This is a genomic window from Pantoea sp. X-Soil-YNGN-785, assembly GCF_059730585.1.
In genome coordinates this window covers 63,369-86,738 of record NZ_AP035944.1, presented here as the reverse complement: position 1 = coordinate 86,738, position 23,370 = coordinate 63,369, and the positions used below count along the sequence as shown (strand labels likewise).

General features: G+C 46.7%; 21 protein-coding genes. 13 read left to right on the top strand and 8 right to left on the bottom strand.

Annotated elements, in window-relative coordinates:
- Nucleotides 1-97: 97 nt before the first annotated feature.
- Nucleotides 98-247, bottom strand: a complete 150-nt coding sequence (locus AC6I8E_RS22105; RefSeq protein ID WP_234366599.1) for a putative hemolysin — start codon at nucleotides 245-247, stop codon at nucleotides 98-100.
- Between the two features lie 735 nt (nucleotides 248-982).
- Here AC6I8E_RS22105 and AC6I8E_RS22100 point away from each other — a divergent pair.
- Both AC6I8E_RS22100 and AC6I8E_RS22095 read left to right on the top strand, forming a co-directional pair.
- Entirely contained in the window at nucleotides 983-3,835 is a 2,853-nt protein-coding gene (locus tag AC6I8E_RS22100) for an autotransporter outer membrane beta-barrel domain-containing protein (protein ID WP_497824972.1), read from the top strand.
- Between the two features lie 42 nt (nucleotides 3,836-3,877).
- Nucleotides 3,878-4,192, top strand: a complete 315-nt coding sequence (locus tag AC6I8E_RS22095; RefSeq protein WP_497824971.1) for a NirD/YgiW/YdeI family stress tolerance protein — start codon at nucleotides 3,878-3,880, stop codon at nucleotides 4,190-4,192.
- 554 nt (nucleotides 4,193-4,746) lie between these two features.
- On the opposite strand, the gene AC6I8E_RS22090 is transcribed toward AC6I8E_RS22095, so the two are convergent.
- Nucleotides 4,747-5,382: a helix-turn-helix transcriptional regulator gene (locus tag AC6I8E_RS22090; RefSeq protein ID WP_147789898.1), complete on the bottom strand. Its 636-nt coding sequence runs from the start codon at nucleotides 5,380-5,382 to the stop codon at nucleotides 4,747-4,749.
- Nucleotides 5,383-5,420: 38 nt separating this feature from the next.
- Nucleotides 5,421-6,011 carry a helix-turn-helix domain-containing protein gene (locus AC6I8E_RS22085; protein ID WP_013356578.1) on the bottom strand — a complete coding sequence of 197 codons (591 nt, stop codon included), beginning with the start codon at nucleotides 6,009-6,011 and terminating at the stop codon, nucleotides 5,421-5,423.
- Nucleotides 6,012-7,047: 1,036 nt separating this feature from the next.
- On the opposite strand from AC6I8E_RS22085, the gene AC6I8E_RS22080 reads away from it, so the two are divergent.
- From AC6I8E_RS22080 to AC6I8E_RS22030, 11 genes are all read left to right on the top strand, one after another.
- Complete coding sequence (locus AC6I8E_RS22080) at nucleotides 7,048-7,365, top strand: hypothetical protein (protein ID WP_013356579.1); 318 nt, start codon at nucleotides 7,048-7,050, stop codon at nucleotides 7,363-7,365.
- A 9-nt stretch (nucleotides 7,366-7,374) separates the two neighbouring features.
- Nucleotides 7,375-7,596: a hypothetical protein gene (locus AC6I8E_RS22075; RefSeq protein ID WP_201252496.1), complete on the top strand. Its 222-nt coding sequence runs from the start codon at nucleotides 7,375-7,377 to the stop codon at nucleotides 7,594-7,596.
- Nucleotides 7,597-7,700: 104 nt separating this feature from the next.
- Complete coding sequence (locus tag AC6I8E_RS22070; protein WP_033785251.1) at nucleotides 7,701-8,231, top strand: fimbrial protein; 531 nt, start codon at nucleotides 7,701-7,703, stop codon at nucleotides 8,229-8,231.
- Nucleotides 8,232-8,292: 61 nt separating this feature from the next.
- The gene (locus AC6I8E_RS22065) at nucleotides 8,293-9,030 is read left to right on the top strand and encodes a fimbrial biogenesis chaperone (protein ID WP_201252497.1); all 738 of its coding nucleotides are present in this window, start codon (nucleotides 8,293-8,295) and stop codon (nucleotides 9,028-9,030) included.
- Between the two features lie 26 nt (nucleotides 9,031-9,056).
- On the top strand, nucleotides 9,057-11,642 hold the full coding sequence (locus tag AC6I8E_RS22060) for a fimbria/pilus outer membrane usher protein (protein WP_497824970.1): 2,586 nt from the start codon (nucleotides 9,057-9,059) through the stop codon (nucleotides 11,640-11,642).
- Between the two features lie 12 nt (nucleotides 11,643-11,654).
- Complete coding sequence (locus tag AC6I8E_RS22055) at nucleotides 11,655-12,716, top strand: fimbrial protein (RefSeq protein ID WP_201252499.1); 1,062 nt, start codon at nucleotides 11,655-11,657, stop codon at nucleotides 12,714-12,716.
- Between the two features lie 55 nt (nucleotides 12,717-12,771).
- Nucleotides 12,772-13,434, top strand: a complete 663-nt coding sequence (locus AC6I8E_RS22050) for a response regulator (RefSeq protein ID WP_095708276.1) — start codon at nucleotides 12,772-12,774, stop codon at nucleotides 13,432-13,434.
- 36 nt (nucleotides 13,435-13,470) lie between these two features.
- Nucleotides 13,471-14,793, top strand: a complete 1,323-nt coding sequence (locus AC6I8E_RS22045; RefSeq protein ID WP_033785248.1) for a TolC family outer membrane protein — start codon at nucleotides 13,471-13,473, stop codon at nucleotides 14,791-14,793.
- Nucleotides 14,794-14,818: 25 nt separating this feature from the next.
- A complete protein-coding gene (locus AC6I8E_RS22040) occupies nucleotides 14,819-16,078 on the top strand; it encodes an HlyD family secretion protein (protein ID WP_497824969.1) in 1,260 nt (419 codons plus the stop codon).
- Nucleotides 16,079-16,095: 17 nt separating this feature from the next.
- Nucleotides 16,096-18,279 (top strand): peptidase domain-containing ABC transporter, encoded by a 2,184-nt coding sequence (locus AC6I8E_RS22035; RefSeq protein ID WP_497824968.1) that lies wholly within the window; start codon nucleotides 16,096-16,098, stop codon nucleotides 18,277-18,279.
- Nucleotides 18,272-18,703, top strand: coding sequence for a DcrB-related protein (locus AC6I8E_RS22030; RefSeq protein WP_497824967.1), 432 nt, complete (start codon nucleotides 18,272-18,274; stop codon nucleotides 18,701-18,703). Before AC6I8E_RS22035 ends, AC6I8E_RS22030 begins: the two co-directional genes overlap by 8 nt.
- Nucleotides 18,704-18,778: 75 nt before the next feature.
- On the opposite strand, the gene AC6I8E_RS22025 is transcribed toward AC6I8E_RS22030, so the two are convergent.
- From AC6I8E_RS22025 to AC6I8E_RS22005, 5 genes are all read right to left on the bottom strand, one after another.
- Complete coding sequence (locus tag AC6I8E_RS22025) at nucleotides 18,779-19,276, bottom strand: FidL-like protein (protein ID WP_095708279.1); 498 nt, start codon at nucleotides 19,274-19,276, stop codon at nucleotides 18,779-18,781.
- A complete protein-coding gene (locus tag AC6I8E_RS22020; RefSeq protein WP_497824966.1) occupies nucleotides 19,273-20,106 on the bottom strand; it encodes a winged helix-turn-helix domain-containing protein in 834 nt (277 codons plus the stop codon). Before AC6I8E_RS22020 ends, AC6I8E_RS22025 begins: the two co-directional genes overlap by 4 nt.
- Nucleotides 20,107-20,280: 174 nt before the next feature.
- Nucleotides 20,281-21,204 (bottom strand): substrate-binding domain-containing protein, encoded by a 924-nt coding sequence (locus tag AC6I8E_RS22015; protein ID WP_497824965.1) that lies wholly within the window; start codon nucleotides 21,202-21,204, stop codon nucleotides 20,281-20,283.
- A 70-nt stretch (nucleotides 21,205-21,274) separates the two neighbouring features.
- Nucleotides 21,275-22,054: a TIM barrel protein gene (locus tag AC6I8E_RS22010; RefSeq protein WP_346436891.1), complete on the bottom strand. Its 780-nt coding sequence runs from the start codon at nucleotides 22,052-22,054 to the stop codon at nucleotides 21,275-21,277.
- Entirely contained in the window at nucleotides 22,054-23,067 is a 1,014-nt protein-coding gene (locus AC6I8E_RS22005; RefSeq protein WP_497824964.1) for a Gfo/Idh/MocA family oxidoreductase, read from the bottom strand. Before AC6I8E_RS22005 ends, AC6I8E_RS22010 begins: the two co-directional genes overlap by 1 nt.
- Nucleotides 23,068-23,370: the final 303 nt, after the last annotated feature.

Genomic DNA, 23,370 nt, shown 5'->3' with positions numbered 1-23,370 from the left:
ATTTAGCCAGGATTGAGTTTAGACAAAGCCTCTTTGGCATTATCTATGCATTTCAATGGCGTTTATTAATCCTGCTGGCAGGGAAATTGAAAAGTGATTATTGCGGGTGATCGCGATGATACAATGCCCACTGCTCAATCCTCTCTCCTGAAGGTAACAGACAGTAGAGTGTGCTGGTGCTCAATGATTCATCCTTTACCTGCTGGCCGCCACGCTGCAGGCACCATTGACTTGCAGGATTCCGCATTGCCAGGCGCTGTGGCTCGGCATGATGGGGCATGCAGGCACTAATTTGTAGCGTGGCCAGCATCAGGGAGCAGACTGTTATTCTGTCTATGATTTTCATATAACCCTCTCTCAGGATCAATTTCAGGTAGGTGAGACTTCATTTCTTATGCTCACAAGGCTATGGCACAAAGCGCATTAGCGCATTAGCGCATTAGCGCATTAGCGCATTAATTAATACGCTCGCCGTCATACGTTTTTCATAGGCCATCGCTTCAGATTCCTTTCTTGCCCGTTTATGGAAAAATCTGGTGTGTATCTGAGCATGTAATAATGATAGCACCTACGCGCTAAACCCTCTCTTAACAACACCTATTGCTACCAGCACTCTCATTACTGACCTGCGAGAACCAATAAACAAACCTCAAATTAGAATGACTGTAATAATAAATAACAAGACTTCCCGAGTGACAGCTAACACATAAGCTTAATTTTAAATGAAAATTCCTTTATGACACCTCGGTTCTTTTAACCTCTTGTCAAAAGATGCATGCTTTCACTCTCTTTACATAATTAACGCCTGACCTGCATAATCCTGCCGCCCTTAGTAAATATGCTGTAATTAATGGATTTAATTAACAAGACGTTTAATTCGTATCGGGCCAAAAGAGCGTATGAAGTGCGAAATGGCATGCCTGTTTAACATTTTCACAGCCCCCCAGGCCCTTTAATAAAACCTTAAGGAAGAGTCACAGATATGAATAATAATACTGACTTAAATAAACGCGTAAAAGCGATGATACTGGCCGGTGGAATGGGTATGTTGCCTCTGGTCAGTTCAGCTGCAGTTGTCGGAAGCCAGAGAGGCGGAGATATTACGCTGGCAGATGGCACCACATTAATCGCCGATCAGTCATCTGGCGATGGTTATTATGGCATTCTTGTAACAGGTGCAACCGCTGCTGAAGTGACAGCCGGTTCGGGCAGCACAGTTACGGTGAAAGACCCTGATCATTACGCTAAGGGAATTTTCATCCAGGCTGCGAACAGTCACTTTACTGCTGATAAATTAATTCTCAATGTTTCAGGAATATCCGCAGTGGCGATGGAGCTCAGTGGAAAGCAGGTTACTGCCAATCTGGGATCAGGTAGCTCCGTCACATCGATTGGATCAGGTATTGCTTACGCAGAGGGGGTGGTTGTAAGCAATCAATCCTCGTTGCAGGCAGAAGCATCAAGTATCAGTACCCAGGGCACCAACGGTATTGCACTGCGCGTCAGCGGTTACGGCTCAAACGTTGATCTAGGCAGTGACAGTAGTATACAGACCAACGGGACCAACAGTCATGGTGTACAGGTGGACACACTGACCGGTGATGCGATTAATGGTGCCGCAACGCTTAAAGCGGAAGCGCTGACCATTAATACTCTGGGCGATGCCTCGCAGGGCATCAATATTCAGGATAATGGCTCGGTTGATTTGGGCAGCCACTCAACCATTATCACCACAGGTAAGACTTCTGCAGGCATCTGGAGCCTGGGTGAACTGACTGCCGATCATCTGACAATCAGCACATCTGGCACGACTTCTCCTGGCATTTCAGCCAGAGAAAATAGCCTGATAAATGTCGGCGCAGGCAGCGTGATCTCTTCAGCACAGACTGGCGGCCTTGTTGCGATGGATAATAATGCCACCCTCAACTTTTCAGGTAGTGAAGAGGAACGCAACACCATTCAGTCTGGTGGTTATGGCGCATCCGCCCAATCGACAGGTGCAGTGATCAATCTGGCAAACACAGATATTGTTCTTAAACAATCAGATATGGTCAGCAGAGGCCTATGGTCTCTGGGGGGAGGCGTGATTAATGGCGAAGACATCAGCATCACCGGGCCTGATACAGGAATAGGTGTTGTCGCCTGGAATGGTGGCCAGACCAATCTGACAGGCGATCTCTCTATCGATATGGCCTCTCCGGACGGAGTAGCAATAGCAACACTTTACGCCGAAGGGTTTGAACCGGGCATTATTACTTCTCAGGGTAAAGCGGATATCACCGGCAGCGTGGTATCGCTGGGAGGTCTGATTGACATTAATTTAGAGCCGGGTTCACTGTGGTCCGGTAGTGCTGCCAGCGATAATGTGAATGGCGGTCATTTAAACGTCAGCCTCACCAACAGCACATGGAACGTTAGTCAAACATCAAATCTTGATAACCTGACATTAAATAACTCACTGACAGACCTTTCTGCAGCAACAGACGATGCGACCTACTCCACTCTGACCATTGCTAACCTGAGCGGTAGCGGCAATTTTACCCTTCGTACCAATCTGGTCGGCGATGGTGAAGGGGTAAATAATACTGGCGACAAAATCGTGGTGACCAAAAGCAGCGCAGGTGAGTACGGTCTGAATATTCTGAACCGCGGCAGTGCCATTACCACAGGTAATGAAGTACTAACCGTTGTTGAGACTACCGATGGTATCGCGACTTTCAGGGGCAACACCGACGTTGAACTGGGCGGCTATGTCTATTCGGTTAACAAACAGGGTACTAACTGGGTTCTCTCATCGCCAAAAACACCTGAAACGCCCGCAGCGGACGAACAGGCTGTAATACCAGCAGAAGATCGCCCTGTTCAGCCCGCCTCCGCTTCGGATGCCACGACACCCACGACGCCATCAGGACAAAATAATTCAACCATCACCAGCACAGCGAATGCAGGTGCCAACTTCCTTAACATCGGTTATCTGATGAATTATGCCGAAATGCAGACTCTGATGCAGCGCATGGGTGATGTGCGCCAGGGAAAGACGGGCGGCAATGTCTGGCTGCGCGGAATGGATGGGCGTTTCAGTGGTTTTGCCAATGGCAAGCTGAGCAACTTCAGCATGAATTATACAGGCTATCAGTTTGGGGTAGATAAACGCCTGTCCGATGATCTGCCGATCTATCTGGGCTTGTTCATGGGAGCAACTGAGGGCTCACCTCATTATCGTACTGGCGATGGGACTACCAAATCTGAACATTTTGGTATCTACGGCACATGGCTGAATGACGCGGGCTTCTACCTGGATGGCGTACTGAAATTCAACCGCCTGAGAAATCAATTCGATGTCAGCGATACCCAGAATAATCGCGTATCCGGACAGGGTGTCTCATCAGGCCTGAGTGGATCACTCGAAGCCGGGAAGAAGTTCAGCTTCTCTGACGAACTTACTGGCTTCTACCTGGAACCACAGCTTCAGCTGACTGCCGGTCATCAGGATGGAACCTCTTTGCAGGCGTCGAATGGCCTCAACATTAATCTCTCAAGTTACAAATCGATGATGGGAAGAGCCAGCGTACTGGCAGGTTATGAAGTCAATCAGAACAACTACAAACTCAATACTTATGTCAAAACAGGTGCTTTGCGCGAGTTTGACGGGGATGCTGCTTATGCTCTGAATGGTTCAGATGAGCGTCTCTCGTTTAAAGGTAATGGCTGGAATAACGGTATCGGTGTCAGTGCGCAAATCAGTAACCATACCCTTTTTATCGAAGGAGATATGGTGAATGGAAATCGCTTCAACCAGCGCCAGGTCAACGCCGGCTATCGTTTTAGTTTTTAATAAATAAACCGACAAAGGATGGGTGTTAAAGGAGACGTGTAAATGAAGAAAATATTATGGATGATAGTGGCCCTCATCAGCTCAGGCTCGGTATATGCCCGGCAGGAGGTCACGGTTGCAGAGGCGAAAACCCTGCGCGACGATCGTCAGGTTACGCTCACGGGAACGATCACTGGCAGGGCCGATGATGATCACTACTGGTTAAAAGACCCGACTGGCCGCATCCGTGTCGATATAGACGATGATGATGATGATGATCGCTATCTGATTGGTAAAAAGGTACGGGTCAGCGGTGAAGTTGATAGGGATGATGGCTACAGCGAAATCAACGTAGATCGTGTTTATATCCTGAAATAAACATCTGTAAAAGTGTAAAAAAGCCAGCGGTGACGCTGGCTTTTTGCTTGTCTTAACGTATCAGAAGTCTCTGTTAACCTACCATTTGCAGGAATAAATGGTACAAAGGTTATACCCCTGCACGGATAATGGCTGAAAGTCATTATCTTTCAACAGTGTTAATTTCAAATACTGTTTAGCAAACCGGATGAGTATTCACGAGTTTGTCAGGGAGATTTCTGCATACTTATGTGCGTTTCTTTGAGTGTGGGCGCAGGCTGAGAAGGATAACGGCTACCCACGCCTGACTGAAACGCATCGAGAGTTGAAGTACGGGTGCAGCAACCGCATAGTTACTGTAAATATAAATAACCACCCCTGACATGATTGCCGTTACCCTTTCAAAGGGGATGGCCAGGGATTGATTATTTTCGTGGTTCTTTTCTTACATAAACTTATCAACCCTTAACGGCCTTAAGGCTACCTGTGAATGCCTTTATGCATCACAAAAAATCCGGGCATCAGAATTAAATCTTTAATTCGCAGGACCACTCACCTATGGGATGCATAAGAAATTAAAATCTTCCAGACTCAATAACACCCTTATAAAGTTCAAGCAGTGTCAGATCATTGATGAAGGCGTTAAAGGCCATATCACCACTTAGCGAAAACTTCTTCATGACATTGTATTTATGTGCATAAATTGTTTTAGCGGACAGATTCAGGCGTTTAGCTGTCTGCCCTACGCTATACCCTTTCTTGAGAAAACTTAGCACCTGCAGCTGGACTACTGTAATACGCGCGAAATCGCAATGCGAGCAATCCGTGGGTACAAATCCTTTGGCCCTCCCCTGATTTCCCAGCCAGAACCGGATGATTTTATCAGCAATATCGCGAACAGAATCCCTGTGCGAAATGATAATCAAAGAACGATAGCAAAGAGGCAAATGCTCAGTAATGATGTCTTCAATATCGTCAACAAAGACTATTAAAATGCTACCGGGTTTCCTATCCCGGTAGGCAGGCTGACACATATAAAGGCGCCACTGTGCAACACTAATGAGTATAAAGTCCGCCTGACATAAATTTTTTGCGTCATAGGCGGGTAAGAATTCTACTGGCGTATCTGATAACAGTGCCTCCTCAATAATTTTGGAGATGCCCAGCCGAAAGAAGTAGTTCTCATTTGTACAAACGACTTTAAAATCCATTTTCCCTTAAGCATCCCAAAAGTTAAATAAAAATAGACTCAGGTAAACTTGCCGTTAACCAGGGTCAGCTCACCTTTCTCTTTTAATTCTTTCAAAACTCTGCAAATGGAGCTTTTTGAAAGATGAGAACTGTTTTCAATCAGGTAAAGTGCCGAAAAGCGCTTCTTAAGATGCGGTGGCAATTTTTCCCAGCGGCCAATTAAAGAAATCACTTCATCATGTGAGTTATTCTTGGGTAGCTGAATGTAGTTCATCAGGTCTGAGTACTGGCCAGAAAGAATGGACATGGCATCGTTAAAGAGGTCCTTCTCAAATACCAGTCGCCAGAACACATCGTAATCGATGAAACTGACCTTCCCATAATCGATTCTTTCCAGATAGACAGGAGGTTCATCGAGTGCCGGTGTGACACCGACAACAAAGGGAGCAGACAGGATATTTAAGACCTTATTTTCACTCTTTAATTTCAGCAGGAAGTCACCATCAAGAATGAACATTACCCGGCGTACATTATCTTTAGTGAGATGATAACGACGTTTACCACGTGAAATCTCATCTGGATTAGCAACCTGGGTGTACCCGGCTAGCGCATCGATGATCCGCTCATGATTCTCAGTCACTCTATACATAATAATTAACTCAATCTAACTAACACGAAGTTAGTGATTAGTAGAAAAATTAGTAAAAATCCGTTTGTTATAGTCTCTTTATTTCGCCTGGTGTATTTCTTATCTCTGCCCCCCCCATTATAAGCCATAGAAGAGGTCGTTATTGGTTTCACTATAGTAAAACCATTGCGATAAAATTCAACACCACAAACATGCAAAAAGGAAGATCATTAAGCCAGCGAATGGCATCACAACCAGATATTTCACCGCTTTAAAGCCATTTTATCAGTAGTTCAAACTAACAAGTAGAGACTTACTGATGGGGTTATAACTTTTTTCTTAAAAAAGGAATCAATCATAACCATATGAACATTAATGTTATAAAATCACTGTATTAAAACAAACAAGTACGCATTAGCATTTTAAAAAACAGTAATAATCTTCACATGTTTACTCATAATATAATGATTGTTAATTCCCCCGTAAAAATAAAAAAAACAACAAAGCTCCTGATGGCATAAATTAAACCATAGTATTGTCATAACAGACATTTAAATCGACAAATGATATATATATAGATTTATATTCTAATTTTTAATAATTAATAAGAATTTTAAGCCAACACAGGACATACCTTTAAGCACCCGGATTTTACTTTACACTTCATATGAAGCTAGCCTACTCCGAATCAGACTGATTTAAGAAAAGCCCATAGATTATTTTCAAAGCCTTTACATCGCAGAATGCGTACCATTCTCACCGTCTGAAATTGATAGTTCCACCTCAACGAAAGACAACCATAAAAATATGAACAGAAATAACTTATCGATAAGCTGAATAACCTCAATCCACCCAACCAAATCATAATGCATGTAAAAAAAATGTAATGAAATCATAACTTCTATAGCCAGTAAAAACCGCACCAAATATCAATTATGGATATTTTGCTATTTTATTTTTTATGGCCTAAGAATCTAATAGCGCCGTTCGCTTGAAGCGGCATTTTAAAAAATTCATTACTGAATAATTGAACAACTGATTAATCCTGGAGATATAAATGAGAGAGTTAACATCTGTTGAAATGCAGAACGTTTCAGGCGCAGGTTTTTTTGATTTCATCGGTTCAGTCGTTGTAGGTGCAGCTGCAGGTATTACTGCTTTCGGTCTTAAATGGGCCATGAGCGGCGGTAGCGCGGGCGGCGTCCTGGGCGTTGGTATTATCTCTGGCGGTGTTGGTCTGATCGTGGGTGCCGTTGTGGGGCTGGTCGATGGCGCACTTTATGGCGCGATGAATGGCTGGGAAACAACTGCAGGCTGGTTCAATAATATTGTTGAAAACCAGCTTGACCTGGGAACAGGTGTAATTACTGCATAAGGAAAAATCATGCGTGAATTGAAAAAAAATGAAATTGACGGCGTTAGTGGCGGCTCATTAACTTCCGTCATTTTAGATTTCTTTAAACAGATTGGCGGAAGCTCCAAAGAAAAAACTGAGTGGGTACGTCCGGAATCAATACCAGAAGCTAACCCAGTTAGCGGTACTGCTTTTGGCATGGGTATTGTCGGTGTTGCTGCGGCCGTAGTTTTCGGCCTGCTGATGTTCTGATTTACCAGGAAGGCGACAGACTTCCGGGAAGGAATGAGCGCTTGTCATAAAAATCAATCGCTCATAATTAAATGTTGTTCACTATTTTATACAAAGGAAAGTATATGAAAAAGGTATCCATGGTTGCTATGGGTCTGCTGCTGGCAGCGGCACAGGTTAGTGCAGCAGAAGCTTCAGATGGCACAATTAACTTCACCGGCACCATTGCATCTCAGACCTGTACCGTAAGCGTTAACGGCGGAAGCAGTACTGCCACCGTTACCCTGCCGAAAGTAGCAGCCGGTGTATTAAATGCGGCAGGTGCCGTTGCGGGCAACACTCGCTTTACTCTGGCGCTGAGCGACTGCTCCGCAACAACTGGCGATGTCTACGCTTACTTTGAGCAGGGCGCTGGTGTGAACGCCAATGGTCGCCTGACTAACACGGGTACTGCTACAGGTGTTGATCTGCAACTTCTGGACAGCGCTAACAACGCCATCAATGCAGGCAGCACTGAACAGTCTACCGCTCCTGCAACTGTCGCTCTGACTGCAGGAGCTGGCACCCTGTCTTACTCAGCTCAGTACTATGCAACTGCTGCTGCAGAAGCGGGTACCGTTGCGTCAACAGTAAACTATTCAATCAATTACCTGTAATTGATTATGGTGAGGGCAATGCCCTCACCACTCTTCTCCTTTCATCACTCCAGTTAATATCATGAAAAAAAAAAGTTTTAAATTTCTAATCTCCTGTTTGCTCACTTGCGCAATGACTTCGTCTGCCTTTGCCAGTGTGACCATCATTGGTACCCGGGTAATCTACCCCGCTTCCGAGAAAGAGGTTACCGTTCGTCTGGATAATCGCGGCGATCATCCCGCGCTTGTTCAGGCATGGGTTGATGACGGAAATCCTGACGAAGCAGTAGATAAAATAAATGTTCCTTTCGTTTTATTACCTCCGGTTTTCCGTATGGAGGCGAATAAAGGACAAACGTTACGGATTGTTTTTACGGGCGCCAGTCTGCCCACCGACAAAGAGTCTATCTTCTGGCTTAATGTCCTTGATATACCTCCTCGTGATAAAAGTCTGGCTAATCAGAACCAGCTGCAAATGGCAATCCGGAGTCGCATCAAGATTTTTTATCGTCCAGTTCAGTTTGATACAGCCCAGGCCAATAAAGCTGCGTCAGGACTGGTATGGCGTCACGGTCACAAACCTAATTTTCTTTCCGCAACTAACAACTCACCTTTCTACGTTAACGTCTCACAGATTAATGCAGAAGATAACGCAGGTCATAAATTAGTCAGTGAAAAAGGGGAAATGCTGGCACCAGGCGAAACAAAAGAGTTCCCGTTGAAAGGCATGGGCACAAGTCAAATAAAAACAACATTTAATTATCAGTATCTGGACGACTTTGGTGCAGCACGTAAGGTTGAAAGCAAAATAAACGAGTAGCTTTTGATAATTATCCAGGGGAAATTATGATGGCAAGGACGGTATTTTTTAATAAACCAACTGGCAAAACTTTTTATCGCTCTTTTTTGGCGCTGTTCCTGACCGCAGCAACTCAGTCAGCGATTGCTGAAACTGCTTATGATTTCGATGAATCATTTGTAAAAAATTTAGCTGGTGTAAAAGTAGACGTTTCCCGCTACGCAACTGGTAACCCCATTGATCCCGGCGTCTACACGCTGGATATCTTTTTGAATGGCCGTCAGATTAGTCGGGAGAATGTTCAGGTTGTGCGTGAGGGAGCAGGTACTAAAGCCTGTCTTTCTTATGATCTGGTAAAAAGCCTTTCCATTAAAGATACAGTCTTCAGCTCTGAGCAAGCTGAAGAGTTACGTTCAGGTAAGCAATGTATAGCACTGGAAGATGTGGTTAAGGAGAGTCATGCCGCAATCAACTCCGCTGATATGCAGATGGACATCTCAATTCCACAGATTTATTTGCTGCGCTCAGCACGTGGCTATGTCGCTCCAGAATTCTGGGATAAGGGCGAAACGGCGTTAACACTTAACTATGACACCAACTATTATCGCTCTGTTAACGACGGACGTGAATATGACTCTTTTTATGGCAGGGCGCTGGCAGGTTTTAACCTTGGCGGCTGGATGTTTCGTCATGATGGCTCATTAAGCTGGCGACGCCAGCAAGGTAAGGAGTCTCATCATTATAATGCCATCAACACCTATGTTCAGCGTGATATCCCGCAACTGAAATCACGCTTACTGTTAGGTGAAGGTAATACGAGTGGCGAGCTCTTTGATACCCTCGCTTTCCGGGGTGCGCAGATATCGACTGTCGATCAAATGTGGCCTGATTCACAACGTGGTTACGCACCAGAAATTCGTGGCGTTGCACGTACTAATTCTCAGGTAACTGTATCGCAAAACGGTAGTAAAATTTATGAGACAACCGTTTCGCCAGGCCCCTTTAATATCTCCGACCTCTACCCTACCGGCTACGGTGGCGACTTAGATGTCACTGTAAAAGAAGCTGACGGCAGCGAAACGCGTTTTTCAGTTCCTTATGCAGCCATGACGAGACTGAAGCGCCCGGGTATGACGTTCTACTCTGTGACGGGAGGTGTGTCGCGTAAAGACAACATGGCTTATACGGCTTCTGTTTATCAGGGCACCATTCAGCATGGCTTTACCAATAGTCTGACCGGTTATACCGGTGTGCTGGGATCAGACAACTATATCTCTGCGCTGTTAGGCGGTGCATTTGGGTTACCGATCGGCGCTATCTCTCTTGATATCACTGGTGCTCAGACAAAATATGGCGATGAGAAAAAGCAGGGTGTGAGCTATCGTGCGACCTACAGTAAAAAAGTTTCTCAGACTGACACCAACTTTACCCTCGCAGCGTATAGATTTTCGTCATCAGGCTATTACAGCTATGACAATGCACTGCAAATTAATAACTATTACAAAAAGAATAAAACCAACGGGACAAATTATCTCTCCCGGCCTAAACAACGCTTTTCACTGACTGCCAGCCAAAATTTTGGGGAGTCATATGGGAATATCTATCTTACTGGTTTCGTTCAAAATTACTGGAACAGCACCGGTACAAACACCCAATTTCAGTTAGGCTATAATAATAGAATTGGTCGCGTGTCCTATACATTGTCAGCAAACCGATTATTATATTCAACCGGCGGGCATGACACGCAACTCTCACTCGACTTCTCTATACCACTTGGTAGTGAAAGTAAAAATTATGTAACTGGAAGCGCCACACATAATAAAGAGGGTGTAACTGCTCAAACTGCACTTAATGGTGTACTAGGTGAGAATGATCAATTTAGCTATAACGTAGGTGCTGCACGCGATATCGATAATAAAAAATCAGGTTCGATCGGTGGCCAATATCGCTCACCTTACAGCATGCTGACAGCAGCATATACTAAGGGTGAAAACTATTATTCAGCCTCGGCAGGCGCCAGTGGAACAGTTATTGCGTTACCTGATAGCATTAACTTTAGTGCTTATCAGTCGACAACGTATGCTGTAGTAAGCGCCGATGATGCAGCAGGTGCCCGCGTGTACGGTTATCCCAACATAGTGCTGGACGGAAGCGGCAGAGCAATTGTACCTAATCTTAATCCGTACAGAATAAATGAACTGGCGATTGATCCAAAAGGTATTCCACTTGATGTTGAGCTGGAATCAACTCAACAGCGAGTTATTCCTGTTGAAGGTGCTGTAGTCAGACTGGACTATAAAACCAGTAAGGGAAAACCACTTTTAATAAGGGCAAATCAGCCAAATGGCAATGCCTTACCATTTGGTGCATCAGTTAATGATGAAAATGGCAATCTGGTGACTACTGTTTCACAGGGTGGTCAGATTTACGTCAGGCTGAATAAAGATGTCAGCCGCCTGCATGTTTCATGGGGGAAAACGGCAAATGACAAGTGCCTGGTTAACCTTGAATCTGGTGCCGTTCAGTCCAGTGAAAATCAGACACTGGCGAGATTAACGACAACCTGCAGTAGCGATCAAATGCAGCCGGTACAGTACGCTTCTAATACCGACAATAAAGATACACAGGGTTAATGGGGTAACATCATGTTTTTAATTTCAGGAAAGAAAGTAATGCGCCTCATTGGCTCAGTTTCATTAATATTAAGTCTGATGCTGATAGCTGCTTTCAATGTTAATGCAGCGGGTACCTCAACGGATGTGACACTGACGTGTAAAATAACATCAAGTACATCGTTAGTTGATGTGAGCTCATTGGGCATTAATATTTCAGCAGCTGTGCCAGTGGGTACGATCGTTTATAGCGGCACGGCAACTGCTAACTTCAAATGTGCTCTGGATAATTTGCAGCAGTACTTAGATGGATTAAGCGGTGAGGTCTATTTTAAGCGCAAGGCGATTGACGCGAGTGCCCTGGGTTATGGATTGACGTTATATACTGGCTATGGCGGAGAGATGAGTACCGATGCCGCAAGTATTGCAACCGGTATCATGATTAGTACTTATGCCTTAACCAGCGGCGGAACCGTGGGCACCTATACAGATGTCTCTCTCAACGTACCCTATCAGATTGTAAAGACCTCCAACTCTATGTCAGCATCGACTTCTCTAAAGAGCTATGTAAACGCTTTTGACGTTGGTTCGTTAGTATCAGGTAAAGATGTATCATTCAACTTCACTAATATTAAAACAGGTATCACAGTTAAAGATCAGACATGCTCAGTCGCCGGTGATACCAATCTGCCTGTGCCATTAGGTAGTTACACCACGAACCCTACTAGCGGTTTAGGATCAGGAATCGGCCAGACTAGCGCTACAACCGCGTTTAATATTCAGCTTAACTGTGAGGCACTTCTTTCGGGTTCGTTTGATGTGATGATGCAGTTGGATGGTGATGCGTCTAGCGGATTATCGGATTTGGGTGTGGTGGCACTTAACTCGGCCTCAACAGCGAGTGGTGTCGGTGTACAAATCCTCAATGAAAATCAGCAGCCGATAGCACTCGCTACACCGTTTAACATTGCGACTTACCCGCTCTCATCTGCCTTAATCACAGTGCCACTCTATGCACGTTATTATCAGACGGCGACGAAAATAAATCCCGGCTCGGCCAATGCAGTAGCAACGTATACGCTTAGTTACCAGTAATCAGCAGGGCTCTGCGGAGCCCTTCTTCACATTTATCTACAGAAAAGGATTATCTGTGAATAAACCTAAGGAAAAAAGTAAGCTCAGGCTTGGTGTATCAGATGAAAGTCCATTTATTTTTTACTCCATCCAAAACATACTGGTAAAGGAGTTTTCAGAACTTGATATTATTTCTTATCCTGTTGAAGCTGATCATTTGCTGTCTGTTATCAGAGAGGATATGCCAGATATATTAATAACGGACTTCTGCTTTAATTTTGAGCGTAACGATGTTAATGGCGTGAAAAAAATAGAACAGATACATAAGAAAAACCCGGCCTTAAAAACTATTATTTTTACTGCACAAAACAGTCAGGCTATTTTGAAAAGTATATTGCAAATCCCGGTTAATGCCATCGTACACAAGCGAGACGACATTCGTGATTTGGTCAAAGCATTCAATTGGGTTTGCTCATCCAATACAGGAATATACTACTCAGAACAGATGAAGAATTTAATGCTCTCTGCACCCGCAGATCCGGCACAAACACTTTTGTCGCCGTCAGAAGTAGAGGTCATTCGATTATTCGCCATTGGATATAGCCTGATGGAGATAGCAAAAGCACGTAAACGTAGCATAAGCACCGTTGCAACACAGAAATACAACGCCATGCGTAAGCTACAGCTGCAATCAAACACAGATTTGATTAAGTATGTTTTTGCACAGGAACTCATTTAATCACCTGGCACAAAATTTTTATATACAGCGAAAATCATGAAATTTCATAATCAGAACATTGCATTACTGGCACTAACCTGTACTCCATTTTTCACATCTGCAACCAACCTGCAGCAAGCTGCTCAGGCTGCATTGAGCTATGACTCAGCATTACAATCCAGTCAGATGACCAGTTCAGCAGATAAACAAAAATACTGGCAAGGCATGGCCGGAATGTTGCCAACATTAACTCTGGAAGGAAACTGGGATCGTCAGGAACAGCCTGATAAGAAATATCAGAGTGGGGTAACCAACCACAGTTACGATCTCAGCGTCAGACAACCACTATTTGATATGAGTAAATATGCCGGATGGCGTAAAGGTGTTGCTATTGCCAACACTGCTGAAGCACAGGCAAAACAGGCTGAAGAGAAATTACTTAGCGCTATTAGCAATGCTTATTTTACAGTGCTTTATCAGCAGGAAGTTTTACAGGCCGCCAAAGCCGCCAGCCATAACTTTAGGCAACAAGAGCAAAAACTTCAGACCGGGTTAATCAATGGGCAGAATACCCGCACTGAACTGGACGAGGCAAAAGCTAACTACGCTCTGGCACAGGCTAAGGAAATAGAAGCTGGCAATCAGCTATTGCTGGCAGGCGAGGCATTTCGCCGTTTATCAGGTATCAGCCCGGACACTGTAGAACCAGTGAATTTTCAGTGCCTGAAAGCATCGCCTTATTCTTCTCTGACCGATGCAATTAATGCCAGCCAGCAGCGTAATACTGATATTAAAATTGCGCTTTTTCAGAATGATCAGGCAGACGCAGATGTTCTTGCGGCTGACGGCGCACACATGCCAGTGGTCTCGCTCTATGCGCGATACGGCAAGAACTGGAGTCGTAATGACGACGACGACAATATCCTGTATGACGCAATCTTCGGGACGAACTCAAAGAGTAATAACCTCCAATATGGCGTAAACGTTTCTGTTCCATTGTTTGCCGGCGGCAGTCAGGTTTCACAATCCTTCGAAGCAGCTTATCGTCGTCAGGCAGCAAAGTATTCCACGATGGAAGCACAACGCAAGGCGGCAACCGATACCCGTTCTGCCTGGCTTAGTCTGACCAATGGCAAAGCCTTAATCAGTGCTCAAAAGAATGCCGTCGACTCAGCACGTGAAAAAGTGGTGTCGGTCCAGTATGGCCGTGAAATGGGCTTCCGCACCGTTAATGATGAACTGGATGCTCAGCAAAAATATTACACCGCACTCAAAGATCAGGCTGAAGCACGCCTAAGTTATCTCAATGCCCTAATCAATCTGGCGCAAAGCACTGGATCGTTATCGCTCGACATGCTGAATTTTTTTCAGTGCCGTTAATCCCTTAATCATGATGAATCTATAAATGGAACAATCACTCTTTCGTCAGGAGGCGCTTGATGCCGCTAATCGGGGTAACCTGGGCATCGTAGCACTTTATTGTCCGCCCTATCGCTGGCTTGTTATTTCTGTGGTGATTTTTATTACTGCCGTTACAACCCTGTTTTTCATTTTCGGCAGCTATACGAAATATGAATCTTCTACCGGAGAACTGCTGCCTGAGAATGGCATGTTAGTCGTTCCTCCTCCTGTAAGCGCAACCGTGGTGGATATTCCGGTTAAAGAGGGACAACTGGTCAAAAAAGATGATGTTCTTATGGTGTTGTCATCCGAAGTCTCAACACAGATGGGACAGACACGTCAGGTTATCGCCGAAAATCTGGTGGCTCAGCGGGAACGACTTCAGCAGGATCTTCAGACGCTTGCCAAATTGCATGACGTCGAAATGAAAGGGTTATCCGACACCATCGCCAGTCTGAAACTCCAGCAGGAACAGCTGAGACTTCAGCTGTCACACCGCCGCAAACAGGTGGCGTTAGCGAAATTGCAACTGGATAAACTCAACGCTATGCACCTGGAGGGGTACGCCTCAAACCGTCAGCTGGAAGAACAGGAATCCAATCTGCTCGACAGCCAGGCACGTTACCAGGAGTACAAGCGTCAGCTGCTGGACACGTCGCAAAAAATTGTTCAGGCGGAGCAGCAACTGCATGAAAAGCCGCTGGATGATGAGAAAAAACGCAACGACATCGAACGGCAACTGGCAGATAACCGTCAGTCAATGGCAGAGAATGAAGCGCGCCGATCCATTGAGCTTCGTGCGCCGAAGAGTGGTTATGTCGGCATGATCATGGTCAAAAATGGTCAGATGCTGAACGCCGGTCAGTCGGCCATCGCGATTCTGCCTAACAATACCAACCTTGTTGCCCGCATCATGGTCAATACGCAATCCATTGGCTTTATCCAGCCAGGTCAGCGTGTCGTGCTGCGCTATAAAGCCTTTCCTTATCAGAAGTTTGGCCAACAATATGGCAAGGTGATCGAGGTCTCTCGAACCGCCCTCTCGCCTCAGGAAGTCACCACCTTAACCGGTAAAAACAATGTTCAGGAACAGCAGTACCGGGTTCTGGTCTCTCTGGATAAACAAACTATTTCTGCTTATTCGCAGAATGAAAAACTGAAGCCAGGTATGGCGCTGGATGCCGACTTTATTGTCGACAAACGTCGTCTCTATGAATGGGTACTGGAGCCGATTTTCGCGCTGGGACACAAAATTTCTCTCTGATTTATAAGGTCTGTTCTGTGTTGTTATTAGAGAAACTCAATTTCAAATGGTTTAACCGCTTACCGATGATTCGTCAGTCACAGGCAGCGGAGTGTGGTCTGGCTTGTCTTGGCATGATAGCTAATTATCACGGCCATCAGATCGACATGATCACGTTACGTCGTCAGTTCGCTACATCGCTCAAAGGCGCCACACTGGCTGATGTCATCGCTATGGCACAACAGCTCAATATGACTTCCCGCGCACTGCGAGTGGAAATGGAAGAGCTGTCTAAACTGCGCATGCCCTGCATTCTTCACTGGGAACTGAACCACTTTGTGGTATTGAAGAAAGTACGCGGCAATAAAATCACCATTCACGATCCCGCGCGTGGGATCCGCGAACTGACCTTTAAAGAATCATCGACCGCCTTTACCGGTGTCGCGCTGGAGCTGGTTCCCTCTTCCACCTTTGAAGTAAAAGAAGAGAAAGAAAGCATCTCAATGATGAAGCTGGTGGGCAGCGTGACCGGGGTAAAGTCTGCCTTTGCTCAGGTGCTCATCCTCTCAATCGCACTGGAGCTATTCGGTGTCCTCGGTCCCTTCTTTATGCAGTGGGTAATGGATATGGTGCTGGTTTCTGCTGACTATTCGTTACTGTCGCTGCTCGGTGTGGGCTTTATCATGATCGCGCTGTTTCAGACTATCGTTACAGCGTTGCGTTCATGGGTAATGAGCTGGTTCTCAAGCCAGCTTAGTGTGCAGTGGACCATAAACGTTTGTCACCATATGTTAAAGCTGCCGCTGGAATGGTTCGAATCACGCCACGTTGGAGACATTCTTTCTCGTTACGGTTCGCTTAATACAATTCAGAGTACGCTGACTTCCCGTTTTATCAGCACCGTACTGGACGGTGTTATGTCAATCGTTACGGTAGTGATGCTTTTCATCTATAACGCGCAACTGGCGTGGCTGGTCATTGGACTTTTTCTCGCCTATGCACTGCTGCGTTTTATGGCCTACGATCCGGTTCGCCGCGCCAATGAAGAACAAATCATCAGCTCGGCCCGTACCCAGTCGTCTCTGCTTGAAACGCTACGTGGGATCCAGGCGGTTAAAACCAATAATAAACAGGTACCCCGACTCTCGGCTTACATGAACTTTCTGGTGGATACCACCAATAAAGGCATCGTGATACAGAAGCTCAATATCCTGTTCGGTTCGGCTCAGGGACTGCTAACTTCAGTGGGCCGTGTGGTTCTGGTCTGGCTTGCTGCGCTGCAGGTCCTGGATGGCAACTTCTCTGCCGGTATGCTGACCGCCTTTATCAGCTTTTCAGATCAATTCATGAGTCGCGGTTCAGGTTTGATCAATGCCATCATCGATTTCCGTATGCTGAGAATGCATGGTGAACGCCTTGCCGATATTGTTCTGTCTGAAACAGAAGCCAGTTCTGAGGGCAATCCAGGTCTGATTAGTAAGGAAACCGACAAGGAGACAGAGGTACCGCAGGATATCAAGCTTATCAATATCCGTTTTCGCTATGCGCCGACTGAACCCTGGGTTGTCGAGGGTGCGAATCTGGAGATTAAAGCGGGTGAGAGCCTTGCCATCGTGGGGCCATCCGGCCAGGGTAAAACTACGATGGCCAAACTTATTCTTGGCCTTCTGCATCCGGAAGAAGGCACCATCACCGTAGGTGGCATGGACATCACTCAGACCGGACTTGAACATCACCGTAATCGCATCGGCTGCGTAATGCAGGATGACATTCTCTTTTCAGGCTCAATCAGCGAGAACATCAGCTTCTTTGATAACGAACCCGATCACGCAAAAATTACCCGCGTGGCCCGTCTGGCTCAGATTCATGGCGATATCATGAAAATGCCGATGAATTATCAAAGCCTTGTAGGTGATATGGGCTCGTTTTTATCAGGTGGCCAGCTACAACGTATTCTGCTGGCGCGCGCACTCTATCGCGAACCTAAAATCCTGGTACTGGATGAGGCCACCAGTCATCTGGATATCTATAACGAAGCCCAGATCAACAACGCAATTAAGCAGATGAAGATCACCAGAATCATCATTGCACACCGTCCGGAAACTATCCGCAGTGCCGATAAAATCGTCCTGTTAAATAACGGTAAGCTCAGCGAAGTCACGGCAGAGCAGTTATTTGGCCAGACAACAACCCATAATAAAACGGAGATTACCCATGGATAAGACTATTTGCCGCTTCACTGAAGGCACAATTACCTTGCCGGAAGGCTACTGCGAACGAACACTGAATACGCTGGCTGATACCCGATCTGTTCTGCCACCAATCACTATTTCCCGTGATAAGTTAGGCGACCATAACAACCCGGAAGAGTATATCCTTAGCCAGCTCGCTATCCTGCAAAAGCAGATGAAAGACTGGCAACAGGAAGCCCATCAGCCAGTAGTTTTGGGGGACAACCTGACTACGGGAATCATGATCAGTTATGATTTCCTGCGACCAGATAATCTTCGTCTTTATCAGAAACAAGCTTTATTCACGCTTAATATGGAAGACATATTGATTTTCTCTCTGTCGAAGGCGAGTCCTACTACCGCAGCAGATCTTCAGCTGTTCTCAGATACGCTAAAGAGTTTCCGTACCTGGTAATCAGTCGTGTACAGATAAAAAAACCGGAAGGGAGTTAACTCTTCCGGTTTTCGTTTCAGTAATCAGTTACTGCGTTTAGTAACGCTGGCAGGTGAAAAGATAGGAGAGCGGCCCGCCGACCAGATAAGTTTTTTTATCAATTTGCGTGATATCCAGTTGCAGATAACCAGGATCGAGTGTGATCTCTGCCAGGAGAAGATTAAACACTGCATCCGGTGTAGTGTCGTTAGTTGAAGTAATGGTCGTTCTTAATTTGTAGCGATAAGTGTCGCTATCGATTTTATTACCGGCACTCAGTGCAATACGTCGATTAAGGATGGTCACCTTATCACCAAAAGTAACCTGCCCATTCATTAATAGATAGCCGAGCTTAGAATCAATAAAACGTAAATCCTGAGAAACAACAAACTCAATCTTTTGATCATCATGACGGCTAAGATCGTAGCGGCTGAATGCTGAGCAGCGGAAAGGCAGGTCGTCAGGCCGGGGTTTCACGTAATTAATTCCCGCGAAGACCAGCAGCAGCATCACAGCCAGGGTTATCGTCAGCGTGAGGGTAGCGTTCCGTTTCAAAGCGGTCTCCAGTCAAGATAATAGAAGTTATCGCAGGAAACGATATGGCCACTGCTGTTTAGGTTACAGGCGGAAAGAATGGTCCTGCCATAATCTTTAGTTGTGAATGCCGTGTTTTTATCGAAATAGATGCGTCGTCCTGATACACAGGATTGATTATTCTCTTTAAGGATTTCCAGAATCTGCTTATCCAGTGACTTTTGCTCAAAAACATCCAGCCCCTGAATAATGACCGCCTCGCAACCACCTTCGAGTTTGATAGTACTCATAGCAGAATTCTTTGCAGCGGGATCCCCTGAAGTGATGTACCTGAAAGCACCTCCCAGCAACATCAGCATGATAAGGACGACTATGACCTGTCTTAAGTTGAAAAAAGATTTTTTAAAAGGCTTGTTTGCGATAACTGGATCGGATGATAGTGAGTGGCTATCCTGGCTGGAATCAACATTTTCCTCAGGCATTTCATCAACTTGAAGCTTCCCCACAACCACAGCCGGGGAGTGTTTATGTTCAATTTTGATGTCAGTATTTAGTCGGATGCCGATTTTCGGAATGGTGATAATCAGATTTTCACAACCATAAGCCGCAAGCGCTCTGCGCAGAATACTCAGATACTGGTTCAGATTACTGTTTGATCCACGCAGCCCATATTTATCCCAGACTTCGGTCAGCAGGGTTTCGCGCGCCAGTATTTCTCCCTGGGAATTCAGTAACTGCTCAAACAGCCGGCCCGATGAAATACTCAGACTCAGCGTGTCCTGAGTAGGAATATGGCTCAGCGTACAATCATCTGAATTGTAGGTAATCTGGTCATCGATAATGTAAATCATTAAGAAATCACTGAATTTGCGCTCATTTCCGACAGTATAATTCAGCTGATCTCAAGAAGCACGAATGAGTCCTGAATCAATCAACGCATAGAGGTGACGTTTAACTGGCATTAAAATGCGACAGGCATGAAGATCTGCAGCCTGCCGCATCGTTCTCGTGATTAATTCCGGCTTTCAGGGCTGATTCTCTGCGGCAAACGCCGGGTAATTAGCCTGCGTGATGGTCTTATAGGGGATCCAGTCCAACGGGTCGACTTTCTGTTTATCCAGCAACGCCTTAACGATCTTAACCGCTCCTGTCGCCTGCCCCTTAGCATCCTGGAAAATTGTCAGCGTCATCTTTCCATTTTTAACAAACTGCTGACCGTCGGGCGTACCATCAATTCCGGCGACCAGAATGTGACTGTTTTTCGCCTGACTCAGCGCCATGATCGCGCCGATGGCCATTTCATCATTATTTGCAGCAATCGCATCAATGGGTCGCTGATTAAGCAGCCATCCCGACACCACGTCTACCGCTTCATTGCGCTGCCAGCGTGCGGTCTGTTTTTCAATCACCGCCATCTGCTTATATTTAGCGATCACGGCTTCAACAGCGCGTGTCCGTTCACGCGCTTCTTCGTTCGATAATGCACCCATTAAAATAGCGACATTGCCACGGTAGTTCATCTGTTTTGCCAGCGCCTCCATCTGCATCTCACCTCCCAGAGCAGAGTCCGAACCGACATAGGCCATATTGACCGGCAGTTTCACTTCCGGCTTGCGGTTAACAAATACCAGCGGAATGCCAGCGGCTTCTGCCGCTTTCACCATCGGCAGTACGCCCTGCGTATCGACCGGATTAAGAATAATTGCATCCACGCCCTGATTGATAAAATCCTCAACCTGCTGAACCTGAAGCGCAACATCACCTTTGGCATCGACAAACTGCCCCTCCATATTCAGCGCCTTTATCTCACCCACCATCTGTGTTCTCAGAATTGAGACGAAGTTAAGGTCGAAATTCGCCAGTGCAACCCCGATTTTTGGTGTTTTCGCCCAGGCAGTAACGCTAATCAGCAGGCTGAGCAGCAGTGCTAACAACATTCTGGTTTTCATCGTGTATTCCTGTAGGGTAATTTTTATTGAGTAAACCACCGGGCAACAGGCAAATACCCGGTGGAATCGCTTATAACGTAAAATGATCGCGGAACTGCGCCAGCGCGGTTTCGCTGTCACCTGCGGCCCAACCCTCCAGCGCAATAACGCCGCTGTAGCCCATGTGATTCAGCGTACGGGCGATGGCACGATAGTTAATTTCTCCGGTGCCCGGCTGCATCCGGCCCGGCACATCGGCTACCTGAATCTCCCCGATGGCGTCACCACAGCGGCGGATAAGCGCGATCAGATTTCCCTCTCCAATCTGCGCATGATAGAGGTCAAGGTTCATCTTCAGAGCCGGGCTGCTGACCGCTTCGACCAGAGCCAGCGTATCGGCAGCTCGCGCAAATGGCGTACCCGGATGATCCACCGCCAGATTGAGGTTTTCGAGGGTAAAAACCCGACCGGCTTGTTCGCCCAGTGCAGCCACACGGCGCAGGGTGTCGGCCGCTTTAAGCCACATCTCGCCGGTCACCAACTCAATCGGACGAACCGCCTGGCCGCTGGCATCCAGTCCGGTGCCATGCAGATTCAGGCGCGGGCAGTTCAGACGTTCTGCAACCGCCAGTGAGGTTTCTGCGCTTTGCAGTAGCTGCGCAATCTCATCATCATCGGTCAGGTTCCCGCTGAGGTAGCCTGTCATGGAGGTAAAACGTGCGCCTGTTGCCACCAGCGCGTCGATATCTTTATTAGCCCAGTTCCAGATCTCCACCCCAAATCCCAGCGCATGGATCTTTTCCACACGCGCGATAATAGGCAGATCGAGAAACACCATCTCGGCACAGACTGACAGCTGATAACCGGCCATTAGCGTGCTCCCAGCAGAATGGGTTTACGTTGTCTGACTGATTCAATGCAGGCCAGCGCAATTACCAGCGCGTTGCGCGCATCGGTGCCGGTCGCACGCGGTTTATCACCGTGCAGAATTGCGCGCGCAAACTCTGTTATTTCAGCAACATATGCCTCACGCAGCAGATCGGTATCCAGCCGGGAGGTGGCGATTGCAATACCGTCGGCGTGATAGCGTACGCAGTTATCCTGATTGATATTGCCTGTCTGCAGCATGCCTTTACTGCCAAACACTTCGCCGCGAACGTCATAGCCGTAAACGGCCTGGAAGCTGGCTTCCGCCGTGGCTATCGCTCCGTTATCAAAGCGAATTGTCACCACCGAGGTATCAAGTAACCCTTTATCTTTAAAATCAGGCCGTACAAGTGCATCAGCCAGCGCATAGACTTCGACAGGTCGTGCCCCCGGATTAAAGTGCAGCAGAGTGTCAAAATCATGGATCAGGGTTTCAAGAAAGATGGTCCATTGCGGGATCGGGGCCGGATCGCGCAGGCCTGGATCGCGGGTCACAGAGCGGCTTAACTGGGTAGTGCCATTGTTGCCCGCCCTGATCGCTTCAATGGCTGCGGCGAAGCCCGTACTGAACCGACGATTGAACCCGACCTGCAACACGACGCCCGCGTCCACAGCGGCAGCGATAGCCCGATCGGCTTCCTGCAGCGTCACCGCCATCGGTTTTTCGCAGAAAATATGTTTGCCTGCCTGCGCGGCGGCGATCACCAGTTCAGCATGCGTGCGGGCGGGTGTAGCAATAGCAACCGCATCTATTTCACTGTCATTAAGCAACGCCTGGATATCGGTATAGGCTTTCTGCACTCCCAGCCGATCCGCCAGTTGCTGCGCTGCGCCAGGCTGCAGATCGGCAACGGCTGTCAGCCGGGCGCCGGGCACCCGTAGCGCCAGGTTTTCTGCATGAAAACTGCCCATGCGGCCAGCGCCAATCAATCCCACTCGTACCGTTTTAAGACTCATAACTGCTCCTGTCATTTATTGTCAGCCCGTCAGAGCTGGGTAGGGTTCGGAATTCGCCTGCACTTCAGCAGCAAAACGACCGGATTCTGAACGCATCATTGGCTCAGTGTGTTCCGGCAAAACGCGCCATCCATTTTGCCGGCCCGTCAGTGCCGGATGTTCCGTTCAGGACTCAGTGACGCCGGACAACATCGGGATATCAAAGCCGGAGGTCGTGCCGTTCTGTCATGCCGTAAGTCAGATAAACAGCAGTAACTTCAGATTTTGTTTACGCATAACCGCTTAACTTTCAGGTTATTTTTA